Annotated in this window: 16 protein-coding genes; 6 read left to right on the top strand and 10 right to left on the bottom strand. The window is 52.9% G+C overall.

Features of this window, described 5'->3' with window-relative positions:
* Window positions 1-4: 4 nt before the first annotated feature.
* Window positions 5-4,465: a glutamate synthase large subunit gene (gltB, locus tag WC1_RS03740; RefSeq protein WP_016151061.1), complete on the bottom strand. Its 4,461-nt coding sequence runs from the start codon at window positions 4,463-4,465 to the stop codon at window positions 5-7.
* Window positions 4,466-5,149: 684 nt separating this feature from the next.
* Between gltB and WC1_RS03745 the strand changes: the two genes are divergently transcribed.
* The 6 genes from WC1_RS03745 (at window position 5,150) to WC1_RS03770 (ending at window position 13,683) form a co-directional block, all read left to right on the top strand.
* Window positions 5,150-6,079 carry a tRNA modification radical SAM protein MnmL/YtqA gene (locus WC1_RS03745; protein WP_003839924.1) on the top strand — a complete coding sequence of 310 codons (930 nt, stop codon included), beginning with the start codon at window positions 5,150-5,152 and terminating at the stop codon, window positions 6,077-6,079.
* A 205-nt stretch (window positions 6,080-6,284) separates the two neighbouring features.
* Window positions 6,285-8,621, top strand: a complete 2,337-nt coding sequence (arcB, locus tag WC1_RS03750; RefSeq protein WP_003025089.1) for an aerobic respiration two-component sensor histidine kinase ArcB — start codon at window positions 6,285-6,287, stop codon at window positions 8,619-8,621.
* A 229-nt stretch (window positions 8,622-8,850) separates the two neighbouring features.
* Entirely contained in the window at window positions 8,851-9,504 is a 654-nt protein-coding gene (gene elbB / locus WC1_RS03755) for an isoprenoid biosynthesis glyoxalase ElbB (RefSeq protein ID WP_016151059.1), read from the top strand.
* Window positions 9,501-10,220 carry a monofunctional biosynthetic peptidoglycan transglycosylase gene (mtgA, locus tag WC1_RS03760; protein WP_016151058.1) on the top strand — a complete coding sequence of 240 codons (720 nt, stop codon included), beginning with the start codon at window positions 9,501-9,503 and terminating at the stop codon, window positions 10,218-10,220. The genes elbB and mtgA overlap by 4 nt, the downstream gene beginning before the upstream one ends.
* Window positions 10,221-10,482: 262 nt before the next feature.
* Window positions 10,483-12,900, top strand: coding sequence for a DUF4150 domain-containing protein (locus WC1_RS03765; protein ID WP_016151057.1), 2,418 nt, complete (start codon window positions 10,483-10,485; stop codon window positions 12,898-12,900).
* Window positions 12,901-12,915: 15 nt separating this feature from the next.
* The gene (locus WC1_RS03770; RefSeq protein WP_016151056.1) at window positions 12,916-13,683 is read left to right on the top strand and encodes a T6SS immunity protein Tli3 family protein; all 768 of its coding nucleotides are present in this window, start codon (window positions 12,916-12,918) and stop codon (window positions 13,681-13,683) included.
* Window positions 13,684-13,812: 129 nt separating this feature from the next.
* Here the strand turns inward: WC1_RS03770 and npr are convergent, their stop codons facing one another.
* The 9 genes from npr to kdsC form a co-directional block, all read right to left on the bottom strand.
* Window positions 13,813-14,085 (bottom strand): PTS phosphocarrier protein NPr, encoded by a 273-nt coding sequence (gene npr, locus WC1_RS03775; RefSeq protein ID WP_003025086.1) that lies wholly within the window; start codon window positions 14,083-14,085, stop codon window positions 13,813-13,815.
* Window positions 14,082-14,936 (bottom strand): RNase adapter RapZ, encoded by an 855-nt coding sequence (rapZ, locus tag WC1_RS03780; protein ID WP_003025085.1) that lies wholly within the window; start codon window positions 14,934-14,936, stop codon window positions 14,082-14,084. Before rapZ ends, npr begins: the two co-directional genes overlap by 4 nt.
* Window positions 14,937-14,981: 45 nt before the next feature.
* Window positions 14,982-15,473, bottom strand: coding sequence for a PTS IIA-like nitrogen regulatory protein PtsN (gene ptsN, locus WC1_RS03785; protein ID WP_003025083.1), 492 nt, complete (start codon window positions 15,471-15,473; stop codon window positions 14,982-14,984).
* Between the two features lie 83 nt (window positions 15,474-15,556).
* Window positions 15,557-15,844 carry a ribosome hibernation promoting factor gene (gene hpf / locus WC1_RS03790; protein WP_003025078.1) on the bottom strand — a complete coding sequence of 96 codons (288 nt, stop codon included), beginning with the start codon at window positions 15,842-15,844 and terminating at the stop codon, window positions 15,557-15,559.
* 22 nt (window positions 15,845-15,866) lie between these two features.
* On the bottom strand, window positions 15,867-17,300 hold the full coding sequence (gene rpoN, locus WC1_RS03795; RefSeq protein ID WP_003025074.1) for an RNA polymerase factor sigma-54: 1,434 nt from the start codon (window positions 17,298-17,300) through the stop codon (window positions 15,867-15,869).
* Window positions 17,301-17,346: 46 nt separating this feature from the next.
* Entirely contained in the window at window positions 17,347-18,072 is a 726-nt protein-coding gene (lptB, locus tag WC1_RS03800) for an LPS export ABC transporter ATP-binding protein (RefSeq protein WP_003025073.1), read from the bottom strand.
* 6 nt (window positions 18,073-18,078) lie between these two features.
* On the bottom strand, window positions 18,079-18,627 hold the full coding sequence (lptA, locus tag WC1_RS03805) for a lipopolysaccharide ABC transporter substrate-binding protein LptA (protein ID WP_003025070.1): 549 nt from the start codon (window positions 18,625-18,627) through the stop codon (window positions 18,079-18,081).
* Window positions 18,596-19,171, bottom strand: coding sequence for an LPS export ABC transporter periplasmic protein LptC (lptC, locus tag WC1_RS03810; RefSeq protein WP_003025068.1), 576 nt, complete (start codon window positions 19,169-19,171; stop codon window positions 18,596-18,598). The genes lptA and lptC overlap by 32 nt, the downstream gene beginning before the upstream one ends.
* Entirely contained in the window at window positions 19,168-19,734 is a 567-nt protein-coding gene (kdsC, locus tag WC1_RS03815; protein WP_016151055.1) for a 3-deoxy-manno-octulosonate-8-phosphatase KdsC, read from the bottom strand. The genes lptC and kdsC overlap by 4 nt, the downstream gene beginning before the upstream one ends.
* Between the last annotated feature and the right edge of the window lie 8 nt (window positions 19,735-19,742).

Here is a 19,742-nt window from a genome sequence, read left to right as displayed (position 1 = left end):
CCCCTTACTGCGCCTGCACACGCAGCTCTGCTGCGCTACGACTACGGTGACCCAACAGTGCTTTCACATCACTGGATTTTGGTTTTACCAGCGCGAATTTCGCCGAGAATGCTGGCCAGTTCGCCAGGATCTCTTCGCCGTGAGAAGAACCGGTATGCTGTACGTGCTCGGTAATCAGGCCACGCAGGTGCTCTTCGTGGATCGCCAGCGAGTCCACGCTCAGCACTTCGACCAGTTCCGGGTTTACGCGTTTGCGGAATTCACCGTCTTCGTCGAGCACGTAGGCGAATCCGCCGGTCATGCCCGCGCCAAAGTTAACGCCGGTTTTGCCGAGAATACAGACGATGCCGCCGGTCATGTATTCACAGCCGTTGTCGCCAATACCTTCAACCACGGTGATTGCGCCAGAGTTACGCACTGCAAAGCGCTCACCCGCACGACCCGCAGCAAACAGGCGACCACCGGTGGCGCCATACAGGCAGGTGTTACCGATGATGCTCGCTTCATGGCTACGGAAAGCAGAGCCAACCGGAGGACGCACTGCCAGCAGACCACCCGCCATGCCTTTACCGACATAGTCGTTGGCATCGCCGGTCAGATACAGCTCCACGCCGCCCGCGTTCCACACGCCAAAGCTCTGGCCTGCAGTACCGCTGAAGTGCGCTTTGATCGGGTCAGACGCCAGCCCCTGATCGCCATGCGTCTGAGCGATATAGCCCGACAGCGATGCGCCGACGGAACGGTCGGTGTTGCGGATATCGAACCAGAAGGTTTTGCTCTGGCGCTCGTCGACGAACGGCTTCGCCTGCTGTAACAGCTGGGCGTTCAGCACGCCATTATCAAACGGCGGGTTGTTCTCGGTGCAATGCAGCGCTTTACCCGGATGCGGTTCGGCGGTTTCCAGCAGACGAGACAGCTCCAGCTTCTGCTGCTTGGCGGTGAAGCCATCCAGCTCTTTGAGCAGGTCGGTGCGACCAATCAGATCCACCAGGCGGGTAACGCCCAGCGAGGCCATCAGCTCGCGCACTTCACGGGCGATAAATTCAAAGTAGTTGGTCACTTTGAACGGCAGGCCGTGATAGTGGTTCTTACGCAGTTTCTCATCCTGAGTTGCAACACCGGTTGCGCAGTTGTTCAGGTGGCAAATACGCAGATATTTACAGCCCAGCGCCACCATCGGGCCGGTACCGAAGCCAAAGCTTTCTGCACCCAGAATTGCCGCTTTAATGATATCGACGCCGGTTTTCAGACCGCCATCGACCTGCAGACGAATCTTGTGACGCAGACCGTTAGCCACCAGCGCCTGCTGGGTTTCCACCAGGCCGAGTTCCCATGGGCAGCCCGCATATTTCACTGATGAGAGCGGGCTTGCGCCAGTGCCGCCATCGTAGCCAGCAATGGTGATCAGATCCGCATAGGCTTTCGCTACGCCAGTGGCGATGGTACCAACGCCTGGTTCGGAAACAAGCTTCACCGAGATCATCGCCTTCGGGTTGACCTGTTTCAGGTCGAAAATCAGCTGCGCTAAATCCTCGATAGAGTAGATATCGTGGTGCGGCGGCGGGGAGATCAGCGTCACGCCCGGTACGGAATAACGTAGTTTGGCGATGTACGGGGTGACTTTATCACCCGGTAACTGACCACCTTCGCCAGGTTTCGCGCCCTGAGCGACTTTAATCTGAATGACATCGGCATTGACCAGGTATGCCGGGGTTACGCCAAAGCGACCAGAAGCAACCTGCTTAATGCGTGACACTTTATTGGTGCCATAGCGCGCCGGGTCTTCGCCGCCTTCACCGGAGTTCGAGTTGCCGCCGATGCTGTTCATGGCTTCGGCCAGCGCTTCGTGTGCTTCCGGGCTTAATGCGCCGATAGACATGGCGGCGGTATCAAAGCGTTTAAACAGTTCGGTCGCGGGTTCTACTTCGCTAATGCTTACGGCTTCATCGCCAGGCGTAATCGCCAGCAGATCGCGCAGCGTGGCCGCCGGACGCTCATTAACCAGCTTGGCGTATTCCTGATAGTCGCTGTACTCGCCGCTTTGTACCGCCTGCTGCAGAGTGCGTACCACGTCCGGGTTGTAGGCGTGGTATTCGCCGCCATGGACGTACTTCAGCAAACCGCCCTGGCTGATAGGTTTACGCGCCAGCCATGCATGTTTGGAGAGGTTCAGCAGATCCTGCTGGAAGTCGGTAAACCCTGCACCGCTAATACGGCTGACCACGCCCTGGAAGCACAACGCAACCACATCATCGTGCAGACCAACGGCTTCAAACAGCTTCGAGCAGCGGTAGGAGGCAATGGTCGAGATGCCCATCTTGGACATGATTTTGTACAGACCTTTGTTGATGCCGTTACGGTAGTTCAGCATCACGGTTCGGTAATCTTTGGCAATCGCCTGAGTGTCGATCAGACGTCCCAATGTTTCATACGCGAGATACGGATAGATTGCCGTCGCGCCAAAACCGAGCAGGACGGCAAAATGGTGCGGATCGCGGGCACTGGCGGTTTCAACGATGATGTTGGCGTCGCAGCGCAGGCTTTGTTCTACCAGACGCGTTTGCACTGCGCCCACGGCCATCGGCGCCGGAACCGGCAGACGATTTTTAGCGATGTTGCGGTCAGAGAGTACCAGCAGTACCGTGCCGTTGCGCACCATCTGTTCCGCCTTATCGCACAATGCTTTGACGGTCTCTTCGAGCGTAGTTTCGGTCGCGTCGAAGGTGATATCCAGACGGTCAGCGCGATAATGCTCCTCTTTCATGGTGGTAAGCTGGGTGAAATCGGAGTACAGCAGGATCGGCGATTTAAAGCTCAGGCGGTGTGCCTGACCTTCGGCTTCGCAGAAGACGTTCATCTCACGACCGATGCTGGTGGCCAGCGACATAACGTGCGCTTCACGCAGCGGATCGATCGGCGGGTTAGTCACCTGCGCGAACTGCTGGCGGAAGTAGTCATAAATGATGCGCGGCTGGCTGGAGAGTACGGCAAACGGGGTATCGTCACCCATTGAACCGACCGCTTCCTGGCCATTTTCGCCGAGCACGCGGATCACGGAATCCAGCTCTTCAGCGCTGTAGTTAAACTGTTTCTGATAGCTGGCGAGGGTGTCATCGTCGAGTTCACGGCTGCCTACCTGATCGTCAGCCAGGTCTTCGAACGGCACCAGACGGCGGACGTTTTTCTCCATCCATTCTTTGTATGGGTGACGGCTTTTCAGGTCATCATCGGTTTCGGCGGAGTGGAGAATGCGCCCGCTGCGAGTATCGATAACCATCAGCTCGCCAGGGCCGACGCGGCCTTTCTCTACCACTTCATCCGGCTGATAATCCCAGATCCCGACTTCAGAGGCGCAGGTAATAAGCTTGTCTTTGGTGATGACGTAGCGTGCCGGACGCAAGCCGTTACGGTCAAGGTTACAGGCGGCAAAGCGGCCGTCGGACATGACGATGCCCGCCGGACCGTCCCACGGTTCCATGTGCATGGAGTTGAAGTCAAAGAACGCGCGCAGCTCCGGATCCATATCCGGGTTGTTCTGCCATGCCGGTGGAACCAGTAAGCGCATGGCGCGGATGATGTCCATCCCGCCTGCCAGCAGCAGTTCCAGCATGTTGTCCATCGAGCTGGAGTCAGAGCCGGTTTCGTTAACAAACGGCGCGGCGTCGTGCAGGTCAGGGATCAGTGGCGTCTGGAACTTATAAGTACGGGCGCGAGCCCACTGGCGGTTGCCGGTGATGGTGTTGATTTCACCGTTGTGCGCCAGATAGCGGAACGGCTGCGCCAGCGGCCAGCGCGGTACGGTGTTGGTGGAGAAGCGCTGATGGAACAGGCAGATGGCCGATTCCAGACGCAGGTCTGCCAGGTCCAGGTAGAAGCGCGGCAGATCCGCCGGCATACACAGACCTTTATAGATATTGACCAGATTCGACAAGCTACAGACGTAGAAATCTTTGTCTTGCAGGAGGCGTTTTTCGATACGACGACGCGCGATGAACAGGCGACGCTCCATATCACGCGGACGCCAGCCCGCAGGGGCGTTAACAAAAATTTGCTCGATACGAGGCAGGGAGGAGAGCGCAATTTCACCGAGAACACCTTCGTTGGTCGGCACGTCGCGCCAGCCGACAATCGACAGGGTTTCCTGCTGTAATTCTTCTTCAACAATGCGACGAGAAGCCGCAGCCAGCTCAGGGTCTTTATTTAAAAAGATCATGCCGACGGCGTAGTTTTTGGCTAAACGCCAACCGCGCTCTTGCGCCACGATGCGGAAAAAGCGGTCAGGTTTTTGTAACAGCAGGCCGCAACCATCGCCGGTTTTTCCATCGGCAAGAATTGCGCCACGGTGCTGCATACGGGCCAGTGCGTGTATGGCGGTACGCACTACCTTGTGGCTAGGTTCGCCTTCTATGTGGGCGATCAGGCCGAAACCACAGTTATCCCTCTCAAGGGATTTATCGTACAACATATCAGTGAACCTCCCCAGGCTCTGAGGGATTCCCATCTGGACCGTTGCGCACGGGCACACCAAGAGCATGGCGACGGGGTTTGCGTGTCATACGCTTACCTCGCATTCGCCCTCTTTATCCTTTTCGCACAGGTCAAACAAGTTTGAGGACTTGCTTCAGAGGGAATCTCAATTACTGCATAAATATGATGAGCAGACTGCTCATCCAGAAAGCTTCCAGCGGATTTCCAAGTTATCGGGAATCCACACACAGGTCAAATGGCAATCTTATTTATGCAAAAATGTGCTATAGGGCAATTAACTTTATGAAAATATTGAAATAAAAGGATTTTTTACATTGATTTAACCTAAGGGGAATCCCCCAGGAAGTGTGATCTGTCTCACTGTCAGAAAGGCTGGATATCCCTCGTCCTCCCTTTATTTATCGAGATAACTGGCATTTTATGCTGGTTTTTAGAGTTCAGGCGTCTTAAAGATACTGTTTTTACGCTGAGAGTATAAGAAGATAAAAAAAACCGCTGAATATAAGGAAAAGTAATTAGATTTTGAGTGAATGAAATTTCAATTATTTTGATTTGTTATGCAATAAATAAAGGCTCGCCAGGGCGATTGATCCAGGTCATCGCCGACTGGGACAAAAAATGGCAGGCTTTGGCCTCTTTTCAAGGCGCGGTCTACCAGATTATGCAGTTACAGAAATTAGTCAATATGTTTGGTGGGGATCTTTCTCGCCGTTATGGGCAAAAGGTTCATAAACTCACGCTGCACGGCGGCTTTAGCTGTCCAAATCGTGATGGCACCATCGGACGTGGCGGATGTACTTTCTGTAATGTCGCCTCGTTTGCCGATGAAACTCAGCAGCATCATTCCATTGCCGAGCAGCTTGAGCATCAGGCGCAGTTGGTCAATCGCGCCAGACGCTATCTGGCCTATTTTCAGGCCTATACCAGCACCTTTGCTGAAGTACAGGTGCTGCGGTCGATGTATCAGCAGGCGGTCAGCCAGGCCAGTATCGTCGGGTTATGCGTTGGGACGCGCCCCGACTGCGTGCCGGATGCGGTACTCGATCTGCTTTGCGAGTATAAAGACCTGGGTTATGAGGTATGGCTGGAACTTGGTCTGCAAACCGCACATGACAAAACCCTGCACCGTATTAATCGCGGTCATGATTTTGCCTGCTACCAGAACACCACGCGACTGGCGCGTGAACGCGGGCTGAAAGTCTGTTCGCACCTGATTGTCGGTCTGCCGGGAGAAGGGCAGGCAGAATGTCTACAAACCATGGAGCGTGTGGTGGAGACGGGTGTTGACGGTATTAAGCTGCATCCGCTGCATATTGTGAAAGGCAGTACGATGGCGAAAGCCTGGGAAGCCGGGCGGCTGAACGGAATTGAACTGGACGATTATACGGTTACCGCCGGGGAGATGATCCGCCATACGCCGCCAGAGGTGATTTATCATCGCATTTCCGCCAGCGCGCGTCGCCCAACGCTGTTAGCACCGCTATGGTGTGAAAATCGCTGGACTGGGATGGTTGAACTGGATAAGTACCTTAACGAGCACGGCGTGCAAGGCTCGGCGCTAGGTACGCCATGGGTGCAGCCGGGGATCTAACCCTCCGTAGGCCGTAGTCATGTAGGCCTGATAAGCGAAGCGCCATCAGGCGGCCCAGCGCACATTGCCGGATGGCGGCTATGCCTTATCCGGCCTACCGCCTACCCAGTCATTTCACTGATAACCTCCGCATTTCTTGCACATTCTCAAACGTCACGCCAAGAATTGAGTATTATTGTGCCAAGTTGTCGTGAAGGAACCCTCTATGAAGCAAATCCGTATGCTGGCGCAATATTACGTCGACCTAATGATGAAGTTGGGTCTGGTGCGCTTTTCGCTGCTGTTGGCGCTGGCTCTGGTCGTGTTGGCAATTGTGGTGCAGATGGCTGTCACCATGGTTCTGCATGGCCAGGTAGAAAGCATTGATGTTATCCGTTCTATCTTTTTTGGTCTGTTAATTACCCCTTGGGCTGTCTATTTCCTGTCAGTGGTGGTGGAACAACTGGAAGAGTCCCGGCAACGCCTGTCACGACTGGTACAAAAGCTGGAAGAGATGCGCGAGCGCGATCTCAAGCTCAATGTGCAATTGAAAGATAATATAGCCCAGCTCAATCAGGAAATTGTTGAGCGCGAAAAAGCCGAAGCGGAGCGCCAGGAAACGTTCGAGCAACTGAAGGTTGAAATCAAAGAGCGCGAAGAAGCGCAGATCCAGCTCGAGCAACAGTCTTCCTTTTTACGCTCTTTCCTTGATGCCTCGCCGGATCTGGTTTTTTATCGCAATGAAGATAAAGAATTTTCCGGCTGTAACCGTGCCATGGAGCTGCTGACTGGCAAAAGCGAAAAGCAGCTGGTGAACTTAAAACCGGCTGACGTTTACTCTCCTGAAGCGGCTGAAAAGGTAATTGAAACCGACGAGAAGGTATTCCGTCATAACGTCTCACTCACCTACGAACAGTGGCTGGACTACCCGGACGGGCGCAAAGCCTGCTTTGAAATTCGTAAAGTGCCGTACTATGACCGCGTAGGTAAGCGACATGGCCTGATGGGTTTTGGGCGCGATATTACCGAGCGTAAGCGCTATCAGGACGCGCTTGAACGTGCCAGCCGTGATAAGACCACCTTCATTTCCACCATCAGCCACGAGCTGCGCACTCCGCTTAACGGCATTGTCGGCTTAAGCCGGATCCTGTTGGATACAGACCTGACCGCTGAGCAGGAAAAGTACCTGAAAACCATCCATGTCTCTGCCGTGACGCTGGGGAATATTTTCAACGATATCATAGATATGGATAAGATGGAGCGACGTAAAGTCCAGCTCGATAACCAGCCTGTTGATTTCACCAGCTTTATGGCGGATCTGGAAAACCTTTCTGGCCTGCAGGCGCAGCAAAAAGGGCTGCGTTTTGTACTTGAGCCAACGTTACCGCTACCGCATAAGGTCATTACCGACGGCACGCGTTTGCGCCAGATTCTGTGGAATCTGATCAGCAACGCCGTGAAGTTCACTCAGCAGGGACAGGTGACCGTGCGGGCGCGCTATGACCAGGGCGATATGCTGCATTTCGAGGTTGAAGATTCTGGGATCGGCATTCCGCAGGATGAGCAGGATAAAATCTTCGCCATGTATTATCAGGTGAAGGACAGCAACGGCGGTAAACCGGCCACAGGAACCGGGATTGGTTTGGCCGTGTCGAAGCGTCTGGCGAAAAATATGGGCGGCGATATTACGGTTTCCAGCCAGGCAGGTAAAGGCTCCATCTTTACGCTGACCGTACATGCGCCTGCGGTAGCGGAAGAGATTGAAGACGCCTTTGAAGACGATGACATGCCGCTGCCAGCCCTGAATGTGCTGCTGGTGGAAGACATTGAACTGAACGTTATTGTTGCGCGTTCCGTGCTGGAAAAATTAGGCAACAGCGTGGATGTCGCGATGACCGGGAAAGCCGCGCTGGAAATGTTTACGCCGGGTGAATATGACCTGGTGCTGCTGGATATTCAGCTACCGGATATGACCGGTCTGGATATCTCGCGGGAGCTCACGCAAAAATACGCTCGTGAGGACCTTCCGCCGCTAGTTGCACTCACCGCCAACGTACTGAAAGATAAAAAAGAGTATTTGGACGCGGGGATGGATGACGTGCTGAGTAAGCCGCTGTCGGTTCCGGCGCTAACCGCCATGATCAAAAAATACTGGGATACCAGAAACGAAGAGGAGAGCACTGTGACATCTGAAGAAAGCAGTAAATCGCAAGCGCTGTTAGATATTCCTATGTTGGAACAATACCTCGAGCTGGTGGGACCGAAGTTAATTACCGACGGGCTGGCGGTGTTTGAGAAGATGATGCCGGGATATTTGAGCGTGCTGGAGTCAAACTTGACCGCACGGGATAAAAAAGGCGTGGTTGAGGAAGGTCATAAAATTAAAGGCGCAGCAGGTTCTGTGGGGCTGCGTCACCTGCAACAGTTAGGTCAGCAAATCCAGTCTCCGGACCTTCCCGCCTGGGAAGATAACGTTGCTGAATGGATTGAAGAGATGAAGCAGGAGTGGCAGCACGACGTGGCGGTATTAAAAGCCTGGGTGGCGAGCGTGGAAAAAAAATGACCCCGGCTTGACCGGGGTGCGCGAATACTGCGCCAACACCAGGGAAATCGTGGCTGCGCCGTAAATTATTATCATTGTTTACAAGGGCGCAGCCCTAATTTTCAGGCCGCACGCAGTTAAGATAGCAAATCTTAAATAATTTGTTACATGAATCAGTTAAATGTGTGAAGCGTAGCATTTAAATCATAATAACTAATATGTTTCAGCCAGTTGAGAAAGGAGTATCACGATGAAAAAAGTGGGTGTAGTGCTCAGTGGATGCGGCGTGTATGACGGTGCAGAGATCCATGAAACTGTTCTCACGCTTCTGGCCATTGCCCGCAACGGCGCTCAGGCCGTCTGCTTTGCTCCGGATAAACAGCAAGCGGATGTGATTAATCATCTGACCGGCGAGCCGATGCTGGAAACGCGTAATGTACTGATTGAAGCCGCACGTCTAACACGCGGTGAAATTCGCCCGCTCGCTCAGGCAGTCTCAGCGGAACTGGATGCGTTGATCGTGCCGGGTGGGTTTGGTGCGGCCAAAAATCTGAGCAATTTTGCCAGTCAGGGCAGCGAATGCCGGGTTGATAGCGACTTAGCCGCGCTGGCGGTGGCCATGCATCAGGCGGGTAAGCCGCTGGGATTTATGTGCATTGCGCCCGCTATGTTACCTAAAATTTTTGATTTCCCGCTGCGTCTGACCATCGGTACTGATATCGATACGGCAGAGGTGCTGGAAGAGATGGGCGCTGAACATGTGCCTTGTCCGGTTGATGACATTGTCGTCGATGAAGACAATAAAATCGTCACCACGCCCGCCTATATGCTGGCGCAGGACATTGCTCAGGCTGCGAGTGGCATCGATAAACTGGTATCGCGTGTGCTGGTGCTGGCTGAATGAGAACAGGAGTTACCGCCTTTCTGCGACGTATCTTTCTGCGGGCGGTCATTGTCCTCGGCGTATTCTGGGGCGGGGGCATCACACTTTTCAGCGTGATGCCTGTGCCTTTCTCTGCGGTGATGGTTGAACGGCAACTGGGCGCATGGCTGTCCGGTGATTTTGGTTATGTGGCGCACTCAGACTGGGTGAGCATGGACGAGATCTCACCTTGGATGGGACTGGCCGTCATTGCCGCGGAGGACCAGAAGTTTCCCGAGCACTGGGGATTCGATGTCTCCGCCATAGAGAAAGCGCTGGCGCACAATGAACGCAATGAAAACCGTATTCGCGGGGCGTCGACGTTATCGCAACAGACGGCGAAAAACCTCTTTCTGTGGGATGGACGTAGCTGGGTACGTAAAGGTCTTGAAGCCGGGCTAACGCTGGGTATGGAAACCGTCTGGAGCAAGAAACGTATTCTGACCGTTTACCTGAATATCGCTGAGTTTGGCGATGGGATTTTTGGCGTGGAGGCGGCGGCGCAGCGCTATTTCCATAAGCCTGCCAGTCGGTTGAGTCTGTCTGAAGCGGCCTTGCTGGCGGCGGTATTACCTAATCCTTTGCGTTTTAAAGCGAATGCGCCTTCTGGTTATGTGCGTAGCCGCCAGGCGTGGATCATGCGTCAAATGCGCCAGTTAGGCGGTGAGTCGTTTATGCGGGAAAATAAGTTGTATTAGTCGATGCTGCCGCTGTTTTTTGTAAGCACTGATAAGTGCAGGATATCAGGCTTCTATGTTTAAAATTTAATAAAATGAATAGGTAATATAATTCAGCTTTTCTGCGAAGCTATGTAGTTAATTTTTAAAAATCCTCTGTTTACTAAATGTTTTCCGAATTTAAGTCATATCACCTGGATCTCACTTCTTCACTGTACCGTCCGCGTTATTGTGCCCTACAAGCGAAATAGCTAATGCTAGCAATAAAGGAACCGGTATCAGTATGGTGACCATCAACATCAATGGATTAACGCTGTGCCACAAAGGCAGCGGCGGCGTCAGCCACAACACGCTGCCCGATGTCTGTAAAACACCTCCCGTTGGCGTACCGATTTCGTATGAAAATGAAGCATATTCGGCAGACCTGGTGAAAGGTACGGTCAGCGTATTTGCAGATGGCGGCAACATGATAGCCAACATGGGGTCGCAGTTTGCCCGCAGCGTATTCGACGAAGCGGGCAGCATGGGCGGCGTGAATTCCGGGACCAATAAAGCGGAGACGGAGTGGATATCGCATTCATTCGATGTGTTCTTTGAGGGAAAGCCTGCATGCCGCCTGACGGATAAGCTGTTCATGAACCACGGCAATACGGCCAATATGGCGGGCCTGATGCAGGAATATCTTCCACCGTTGCCGGAGCTGGAAGATGAGTCATATATACCACCGTGGAACAATGAAAACGAAGATGAAAAATCGGCCATGCCCTGTATCGTGATTCTGGTACATGGTGTGAATGATGTGGGTGAAGCCTACCAGAACCAGGATACGGGAATATGCGCCGGGCTGAATGAGCGGCTGGGACGCACCGATCTGCATCCGCACCTGTGGGATCCTGATGAGTTCATGATTACGGATGTGGAGGGTAAAGTTGCCCATTCACCGGTTATCCCTTTCTACTGGGGATATAAACCGGTGGACAAAGCCACCTGGGAAGCCGATCAGCAGCGTTATCGTGCTGAATTGCGCGAAAAACGGGATAAGACGGATCTGCCCTACGATACGTATCAGCAGGACAATGAAAAAATCCGCCATGCCCATAACGGCGAAAACATCGATAATCTGAACAACTGGCTGGATAAAAAAGCCTGTGCCAAAGGTGGCGGTACTTTCGCCAACGCGACTACCAGTATTCCCGATATGTTCGGGCCGGGGGCTAACGGCGCGGCGCTGGATGTAGTCGGGGCGATATCCCGCTCGAAGATGAATTACGGCGACTGGAGCCACCCAATTTATGCCAACCCACACCGTATCTACCAGGCGTATGCCGCACGACGGCTGGCGGATTTGATTCTGGCAATCCGGCGAAATAAGCCAACAGAAAAAGATACGATCAATATTGTTGCCCACAGTCAGGGCACCATTGTCACCATGCTGGCAAACCTGTGGGTGAAAGTGGAAGGCGAAGCCCCTGTGGACTGCGTAATCCTCAATAATTCCCCTTATTCACTGGAAAGCCGCACTCTGGAAAACGCCCAGCCAGGCAACCAGCAGACGGATAAGGCACGCCAGCAGACGCTGGCGCACTTCTGCCAGGTTATGGGCGATAACGCCCGGTATAACGGCGGTCAGTCCCACAGTGCAGACGAGACCGAACAGTTGTTCAGCTTGGGGTGCCTGTCAGACAGCGGGAAGGCAAAATGGGTTGCGGCAACCTACAACCGTAATAACTTCGGACTGGTCCACAACTATTTCTGCCCCAACGACCAGGTGGTGTCGATGCTGCCGGTTCAGGGGATGGGCTGGCGCGGCATCCCGGATAACATCAGTATGCAGACAGGGGAGAATTTACGCCAGCGGGCCTTCTGCAAGGATGTCAGTGTCGGTGATAAGACCGGTTATCACTTTGTGATGCCGCAAGCTAAACAGGATGACCCCGAAATTCCTGCCCAGGATGTGAAATATACGTACCAGGATGTCACCATAAGCGGCGCAGTGCTGCCGGAACCCTTCGTATTTGAGCTTCAGGGGCAAAAAGAGGGCTACAAAGCGAAGCTGACAGGTAACGACCCGGACATCGCCAGGGCGGCAAGGAAAGCGGAAGACTTCCCGGAAGAGATGCTGGAAGTACCGGATACGGCGGCGTTCCGCTACCTGCACAACGATAAGCCACTGAATGCAGCGCAGCTTGCCGAACTGAGCGCACGTCACCGGATGGATGTTGTCAGCGGTCGGGTGGAAGGCGATTACGGCCCGTCGCAGCAACTGAGAGTAAAGCGTTATGCGAATGACGACGAACTGGATGTGGTGGCAAATTATAAGGCGACTTACAGCCAGCACTCGTCAGTGGTGTGCAGCCCGGATGTACAGGTGCAGGCGGTGCCGTATGACCTGGCGATCGGGAGTAACGAGGCGTTTTCAGATGAGGCTTTCTGGAAGGGGTTGTTATTACAAGCGGACTGGCGCAGGCCGGGAAATCCTGATGGAGATACAAAGGAATATTACGCCAAAGGAATCTTGCCCAGAGCCATCAAGCCAATGATGAACAAGCCTGAAACAGGTGAAAAGCCAATGCCAACAGGGAAAAATGGTGTGGTGAATGATTATGGCCCTCGCCAGAAAGTAAAACCTGGCGACAAACGGAATACAGGAAACCAGGTGGTGGATAACCTTCAGTGGGATATGCCGGAGCCACAGGTCTGAACAGGAAAATCAGAAATGAAAATAACTCACTTTACCGCAGTCATGCTGGGTATCAGCCTGCTGACGGCATGCCACGCGGATAACCGCAAATCACGTAAACCACCCACTCAGGTGGTTTACCGGTTTGACGATCACCGTTATCTGGAACTGGAAGGTTTTTATTGCGAAGGCGCGCTCTGGTACAACGATACACATAGGGGGATCCGTGCGGAAGTAGTGGCGCGCGATACACCCATTTTCAGGGTTTCAACGTTCAAATATATCCATCCGTCGGAAAGATATATTGCCATTCCCTGGGATGATATATCAGGCATTTTAATTTCCCGCAATTACGGTCAGACCTGGGGAACGGCACGATTCTCTCCCGGAGGGGGAGCTAAACGTTATGGTAGTTGGCATCCCATCCGTGAAAATGTTGACTCCTTCACGGTAGTCAACGACCAGGGTTTTCTGCTGACCAGACAGGGCGATCTGTATATAAGCTCAAAACCTTTTGACGATCCCCGCCTTCAGCCGGGTGGCGAAGGTATCAATTATGTTTATGACGGAGTAAAGCACCACCTCCGCCCGAGGGATAATGGTACAAACGATAACAGCTACTGGGGAAAAAATTATACTTCATGGGCATCAGTAAGTAGACCGAATGGCTGGTTAACTTTTTCAGAGGAAACAAACTGGCAGGGCATCCCCAATAAAGTCCCGGAAGTCAAAAACTACACCGGCTGGGATCATATGCGCTGCGACCCTGATTTGGGATTGCCCGCATCAGAGCGTGGGAAATAAGTGCACTGCATTCGAGCTTTTACCCATAGCGGGGCCTCTTTATCCTCAATTTTTCAGGTCACAGCCTACAGCTATTTGATGCTCAGGTTGCATTGTCTGAGTATCCTTGCAGGATGAAAAGAAAAAGGACTAATCTTCATCGAACCCTGAATTAAACAGGGCAACCACTGCGGCAAGGGCTTCAACTTCCTGCGGACCTGTGGCTTCAACTTCTATCTGACGCCCTTTGGCTGAATCCAGCATCAGCAGAGCGATAACGCTGTTGGCCTCGGCTTCCGTTCCTTCATCATTACGCAGCAAAACTTCTGCTTCGAAACCCTGCATCAATTCAAACAGTTTCATAGCTGGACGGGCATGCATGCCCAGCTTATTAGTGATTTCAACGGTTTGCTTCACGGTCATGATTTACGTTTTTCCAGCGTACGATGGCGTGACTGCACGTTTTTACCGCGTGAGCGGAAGTAGTCTGCCAGCTGCTCTGCAATATACACCGAACGGTGCTTCCCGCCGGTACAACCGATGGCTACGGTGAGATAGCTACGGTTGTTGGTCTCCAGCATGGGTAACCATAGCTCAAGATAGCTGCGCGTCTGGTAGATAAAATTGTGTACTTCTGTGTGCCTGTCGAGGAACGCGGCGACGGGGCGGTCAAGACCGGTCATTGGGCGCAGCTTCGGATCCCAGTGCGGGTTAGGCAGGAAGCGCACGTCAAAGACGTAATCCGCATCAATCGGGATACCGTGTTTGAAACCAAAGGATTCGAAAACCATCGTCAATTCACGTTCACGTTTGCCCAACAGTCGGGTACGCAACATTTCCGCCAGTTCGTGTACGGACATTTCGGAGGTATCAACGATCAGGTCAGCGCGAGAGCGCAAAGGCTCAAGCAAATCGCTTTCCTTATCGATAGCGCTTTCCAGAGACAAGTTCTTGCTGGAGAGTGGGTGCAGGCGACGCGTGTCACTGTAGCGACGAATCAGCGTGTTACGGTCAGCATCAAGGAACAGCAGCTGTGGTGAGAAGCCTTCAGGCAGATTGTTCATTGCCTGCTCGAAAATCTCCGGGGACTCAGGCATGTTGCGCACATCAATGCTGACGGCCGCAGAAATCTGGCGATCGGCCAGAGTACGAGCCAGATCGGGCAACAGCACTACGGGAAGGTTATCCACGCAGTAAAAACCCATATCTTCCAGCGCACGCAGAGCGACAGATTTACCTGACCCTGAACGGCCGCTGACGATCATCAGTACCATGTACTGTTTCTCCTCACAACGACAAAAAAGGATGCCATTGGGTTGTTATGCTTCATCCTGTCCACCTTCGGTGTCCGTGATGATTTGATACAACTCCTGGTCACTCTGTGCGGCGCGCAGACGACGACAGATGGTTTTATCCGCCAGACGTTTTGCGACCAGTGACAACGTATGCAAATGCGTCTTGGTTTGGTCCGCCGGAACCAGCAGGGCGAACAGCAGATCGACTGGCTGATTATCAATAGCGTCGAAGGCGATAGGCGTTTCAAGTTGCACAAACACACCAACCGCGCGCATCGTGTCTTCTTCCAGCTTTCCATGCGGGATAGCAATACCATTACCGATGCCGGTACTGCCCATTTTTTCACGCGTCAGAATGGCCTCAAATACCACCTGAGAAGGCAAGCTGAGCTGTTTTGCCGCCAGTTCACTGATGATTTCCAGTGCGCGTTTCTTGCTTTGGCAGTGAACACCTGCGCGTGTACATTCCTGGTTAAGAACAGTGCTCAGTTGTAGAGTCGTATCGTTATTTGTCATAATTTCACCTAAGCGCTAACTGTACAAATGGCCCGTTGTGCTACACAACAGGCCGTCCTGCACCCGCTAACTGCCCGGACAAGTTAGTGCTGTTTCAGTTTATCTTTATGTTTTGTTAACTGCCGAGCCAGTTTATCAATTAAACCGTCAATGGCGGCGTACATATCCTGACCTTCCGCGCTGGCATGAATTTCGCCACCGTTCACATGCAGCGTTGCATCCGAGATATGTGTAACCTTCTCCACTTTCAACACAATATAGACCTGATTAATCCGGTCGAAATATTGTTCAAGCTTGGCAAATTTTGTATTAACAAAATCGCGCAGGGCTTCAGTGATTTCGACGTTGTTTCCAGTGATGTTGAGCTGCATAGTGTCTTCCTTATCGGTTGGGTCAGACCAGCTGTTTGCGCTGGTTAGACGGCGGAATGGATAAAGACTCTCGGTACTTCGCAACGGTGCGGCGTGCCACCATGATACCCTGTTCTGACAGCATAGAGGTTAACTTGCTGTCACTCAGTGGTTTCGCGGGGTTTTCCGCAGCAATTAATTTCTTCACCAGCGCACGGATCGCCGTGGATGAGGCTTCGCCTCCACCTTCAGTATTAACGTGACTGGAAAAGAAATACTTCAATTCAAAAATGCCGCGCGGACTGTGCAGATACTTTTGCGTGGTCACACGGGAAATGGTCGATTCGTGCATCTCGACGGCCTGGGCGATATCCGCCAGCACCATCGGTTTCATAAACTCTTCACCTTGCTCAAAGAAGGCTTGCTGTTGCTCCACGATGCAGCGACTTACGCGCAGCAGTGTATCATTGCGGCTTTCCAGGCTTTTAATCAGCCACTTCGCATCCTGTAGATTGCTACGTATAAACTGACTGTCGGCATCGTTGCGCGCGCTATTGCACATAGCGGCGTAGTGCTGGTTAATCTGCAGTCGTGGGATGCTGTCGCTGTTGAGTTCGACCACCCAGCGATCGTTATGCTTACGCACCAGCACATCCGGAATAACGTATTCTGGTTCGCCAGTCTGGATCGACTGCCCAGGCCTTGGATCCAGTGACTGAATAAGATTGACGGCTTCTTTTAGCACGTCTTCTTTCAGTCGGGTCACGCGCATCAGCGTGCGGAAGTCATGGTTGGCTAACAGATCGAGATGATCGCTGATGATCAGACGCGCTTCTTCCAGCCACGGTGTGGCTTTATCAAACTGCGAAAGTTGGATTAGTAAGCAGTCGCGGAGATCTTTGGCGGCCACGCCTACGGGATCAAAGCGCTGAACGCGTTTAAGCACGGCTTCGATTTCGTCCATACCGACGTCGTCATCGCCCATGCTTTCGAGAATATCGTCCAGGGTCACGGTGAGATAACCGGTTTCGTCTACCGCATCCACAATGGATGTCGCAATGGCGCGATCGGTATCCGAGAACGGGGTCAGTTCCACTTGCCACATCAGGTAATCCTGTAGTGATTGCGTGGTCTCACCCTGATACACAGGCAGCTCGTCGTCGATGTAATCTCCGCTGGTGCCCGAAGGCGTCCCGGCGGTGTAAATCTCATCCCAACTGGCGTCAAGCGGCAGCTCCTCAGGCATCTCTTTTTGTTCGAGAGCATCGGCGGTGTCGAGGGTTTCGCTGTCCTGTTTTTCCTGGGTATCAATTTCGTCGTGAAGATCGGTTTGCTCGAGCAGTGGGTTACTTTCCAGCGCTTGCTGAAGTTCTTGCTGAAGTTCCAGCGTGGACAGCTGCAACAGACGGATAGCCTGTTGTAGCTGAGGCGTCATCGCCAGTTGTTGGCTAAGCCTGAGTTGCAAACCTTGCTTCATGTTCAGAGTTGTTTTCTCCTGCGGTGACGTGAAGTCTTCTACCCTATCAGAGTCTGAAGTCTTCCCCAAGGTATACGCGCTTAACGTGCTCATCCTGCAGTATTTCTGTTGGCGTGCCGTGCGCGATCAGGTGCCCCTGACTCACGATATAGGCGCGCTCACACACTGCCAGCGTTTCGCGGACGTTATGGTCGGTAATCAGCACGCCAAGGCCGCTGTCGCGCAGGTGTTCGATGATCCGTTTGATATCAATAACGGAAATCGGGTCAACACCGGCAAACGGTTCATCCAGCAGGATAAATTTCGGATTAGCGGCCAGTGCGCGGGCGATCTCCACGCGGCGTCGTTCACCACCGGAGAGCGACTGCCCCATACTGTCACGCAGGTGTTCGATGTGGAATTCTTCCATCAGCTCGTTGGCGCGATCTTCCCGCTGCTCGCTGGTCAGATCGTCACGAATTTGCAGTACCGCCATCAGGTTATCAAACACGCTCAGACGACGGAAAATCGATGCTTCCTGCGGTAAGTAGCCGATGCCGCGACGCGCGCGTGCATGCAGAGGCAGCAGGCTGATGTCTTCGTCATCAATGATAATGTTACCCGCATCGCGCGGGACAATGCCGACCACCATGTAAAAGGTTGTTGTCTTGCCTGCACCGTTAGGACCGAGCAGACCGACGATCTCCCCGGAGTTGACGGTCAGACTGACATCTTCCACCACACGACGGCCTTTATAGGCTTTTGCAAGGTTCTTTGCAGTTAATGTTGCCATAACGAATCAGTTACCTTTTTTCTCTGCCGGAGCCTTGTTTTTGTCCTGCAACTGCGACGGAACCAGAACGGTGGTGACGCGTTTGCCTTTATCGCTGAAGGCCTGCATTTTCTGCTCTTTTACCAGATAGGTGATCTTATCGCCCGTGATGTTGCTATCGAGCTGTTCCAGATACGCCTTGCCGGTTAGCACGACAAAGTCTTTCGCCAGTTCATAGTGCATCTGCGAGGCGCGGCCTTTAACCGGTTTACCGTTGTCCTGCATCTGGTAAAACGTCGCTGGATTGCCATAGCCGTCAATCACTTCTTTGCCGTCTTCGCCGCCAGGACGGGTCACGACGACTTTATCGGCGTTAATTTTGATGGTGCCCTGAGTCACAATCACGTTGCCAGTAAACGTTACCACGTTGCCCTGCATATCCAGGGACTGCTGGTCCGACTCAATGTGAATCGGCTGCTCGGTATCGCCGGTGACGGCAAATGCCGGAATGCTGGCGGCCAGAAGTGAGCTGGCAAGTACAAGATTAAGGCTGAGTTTGTTTGTTTTGGATTTCATATGAGGTTCTAACCTTTTCAATCAGCTCAGCGTTCTTGCTGCGTAAGTTGCCGCGCATCTTCAGTCCGCTGGAGTTAAATGTTGTGCCATACAACGTCACCAGATCATCGGAAGTGACATCTTGTGTCACCAGGTTAATCTGCGCGTTATCGGTCGTAATTCTGCGTAGTTGAGAGTCAGGCACCAGGGCGTTAACCTCAACATGGCCGTACAGATACAGCATCCGATCGTTGGTCAATTTGGCTTTATCGGCCTTGATCGTCCAGGTCGGTACTTTATCCTTATCAAATGTGGTTAATACTGGTTGAGTAAACCATGAAACCGCTTGTTCCGAATAATATTCAACGTGTTGTGCGATCAAGTGATAGCTCAGCGCGCCTTCCGGACTATACACGACGGTATCAGTATGTTCGCTCTTATAGGTTGGCTCGTTGTTATTGACGACGACCTGAGCGGTGTCCTCTTTGTCTGCCAGATTAATACCAATCATCACAAGGACAGCCAGCGACAGTAGAATGATAACCCAACGTCTGGTTTTGCTCATATCGATTGCCCTTTGGCCTCGTCCAGTTTGCCCTGCGCCAGGAGTAATAAATCGCAGACTTCACGCACAGCGCCACGTCCCCCATTAATACGGGTGACATAATCGGCCCGCGGGATCAGCAAAGGGTGGGCATCTGCCACCGCAACGCTCAATCCCACTTGTGCCATCACCGGCCAGTCGATCAGGTCATCGCCAACGTAGGCGACATTCTCCGGCGCGATCGCCAGTTTGCTAAGGAGATCGCCAAAGGCAACCAGTTTGTCTGACTGCCCCTGATACAGGTGGGTGATCCCCAAAGTGGCACAGCGATCTTCTACAAGTTTAGCCTTTCGTCCGGTAATAATGGCAACCTCAATACCGGAAGTGAGCGCACAGCGAATTCCGTAACCATCGCGGACGTTAAAAGCCTTCAGCTCTTCACCGTTGTTGCCCATATAAATCAGACCATCAGACAGTACGCCATCCACATCCAGGATCAGCAAACGGATGTTTTCTGCCCGGGTGATAACGTCTGCGTTGACGGGTCCATAACAGGTCGCAAGCGACGCACCTGCTTTACTCATTTTCGTTA

Source organism: Citrobacter sp. KTE30 (assembly GCF_000398825.1).
GTDB lineage: Bacteria > Pseudomonadota > Gammaproteobacteria > Enterobacterales > Enterobacteriaceae > Citrobacter > Citrobacter freundii.
This window is presented reverse-complemented; position numbering and strand designations above follow the sequence as displayed.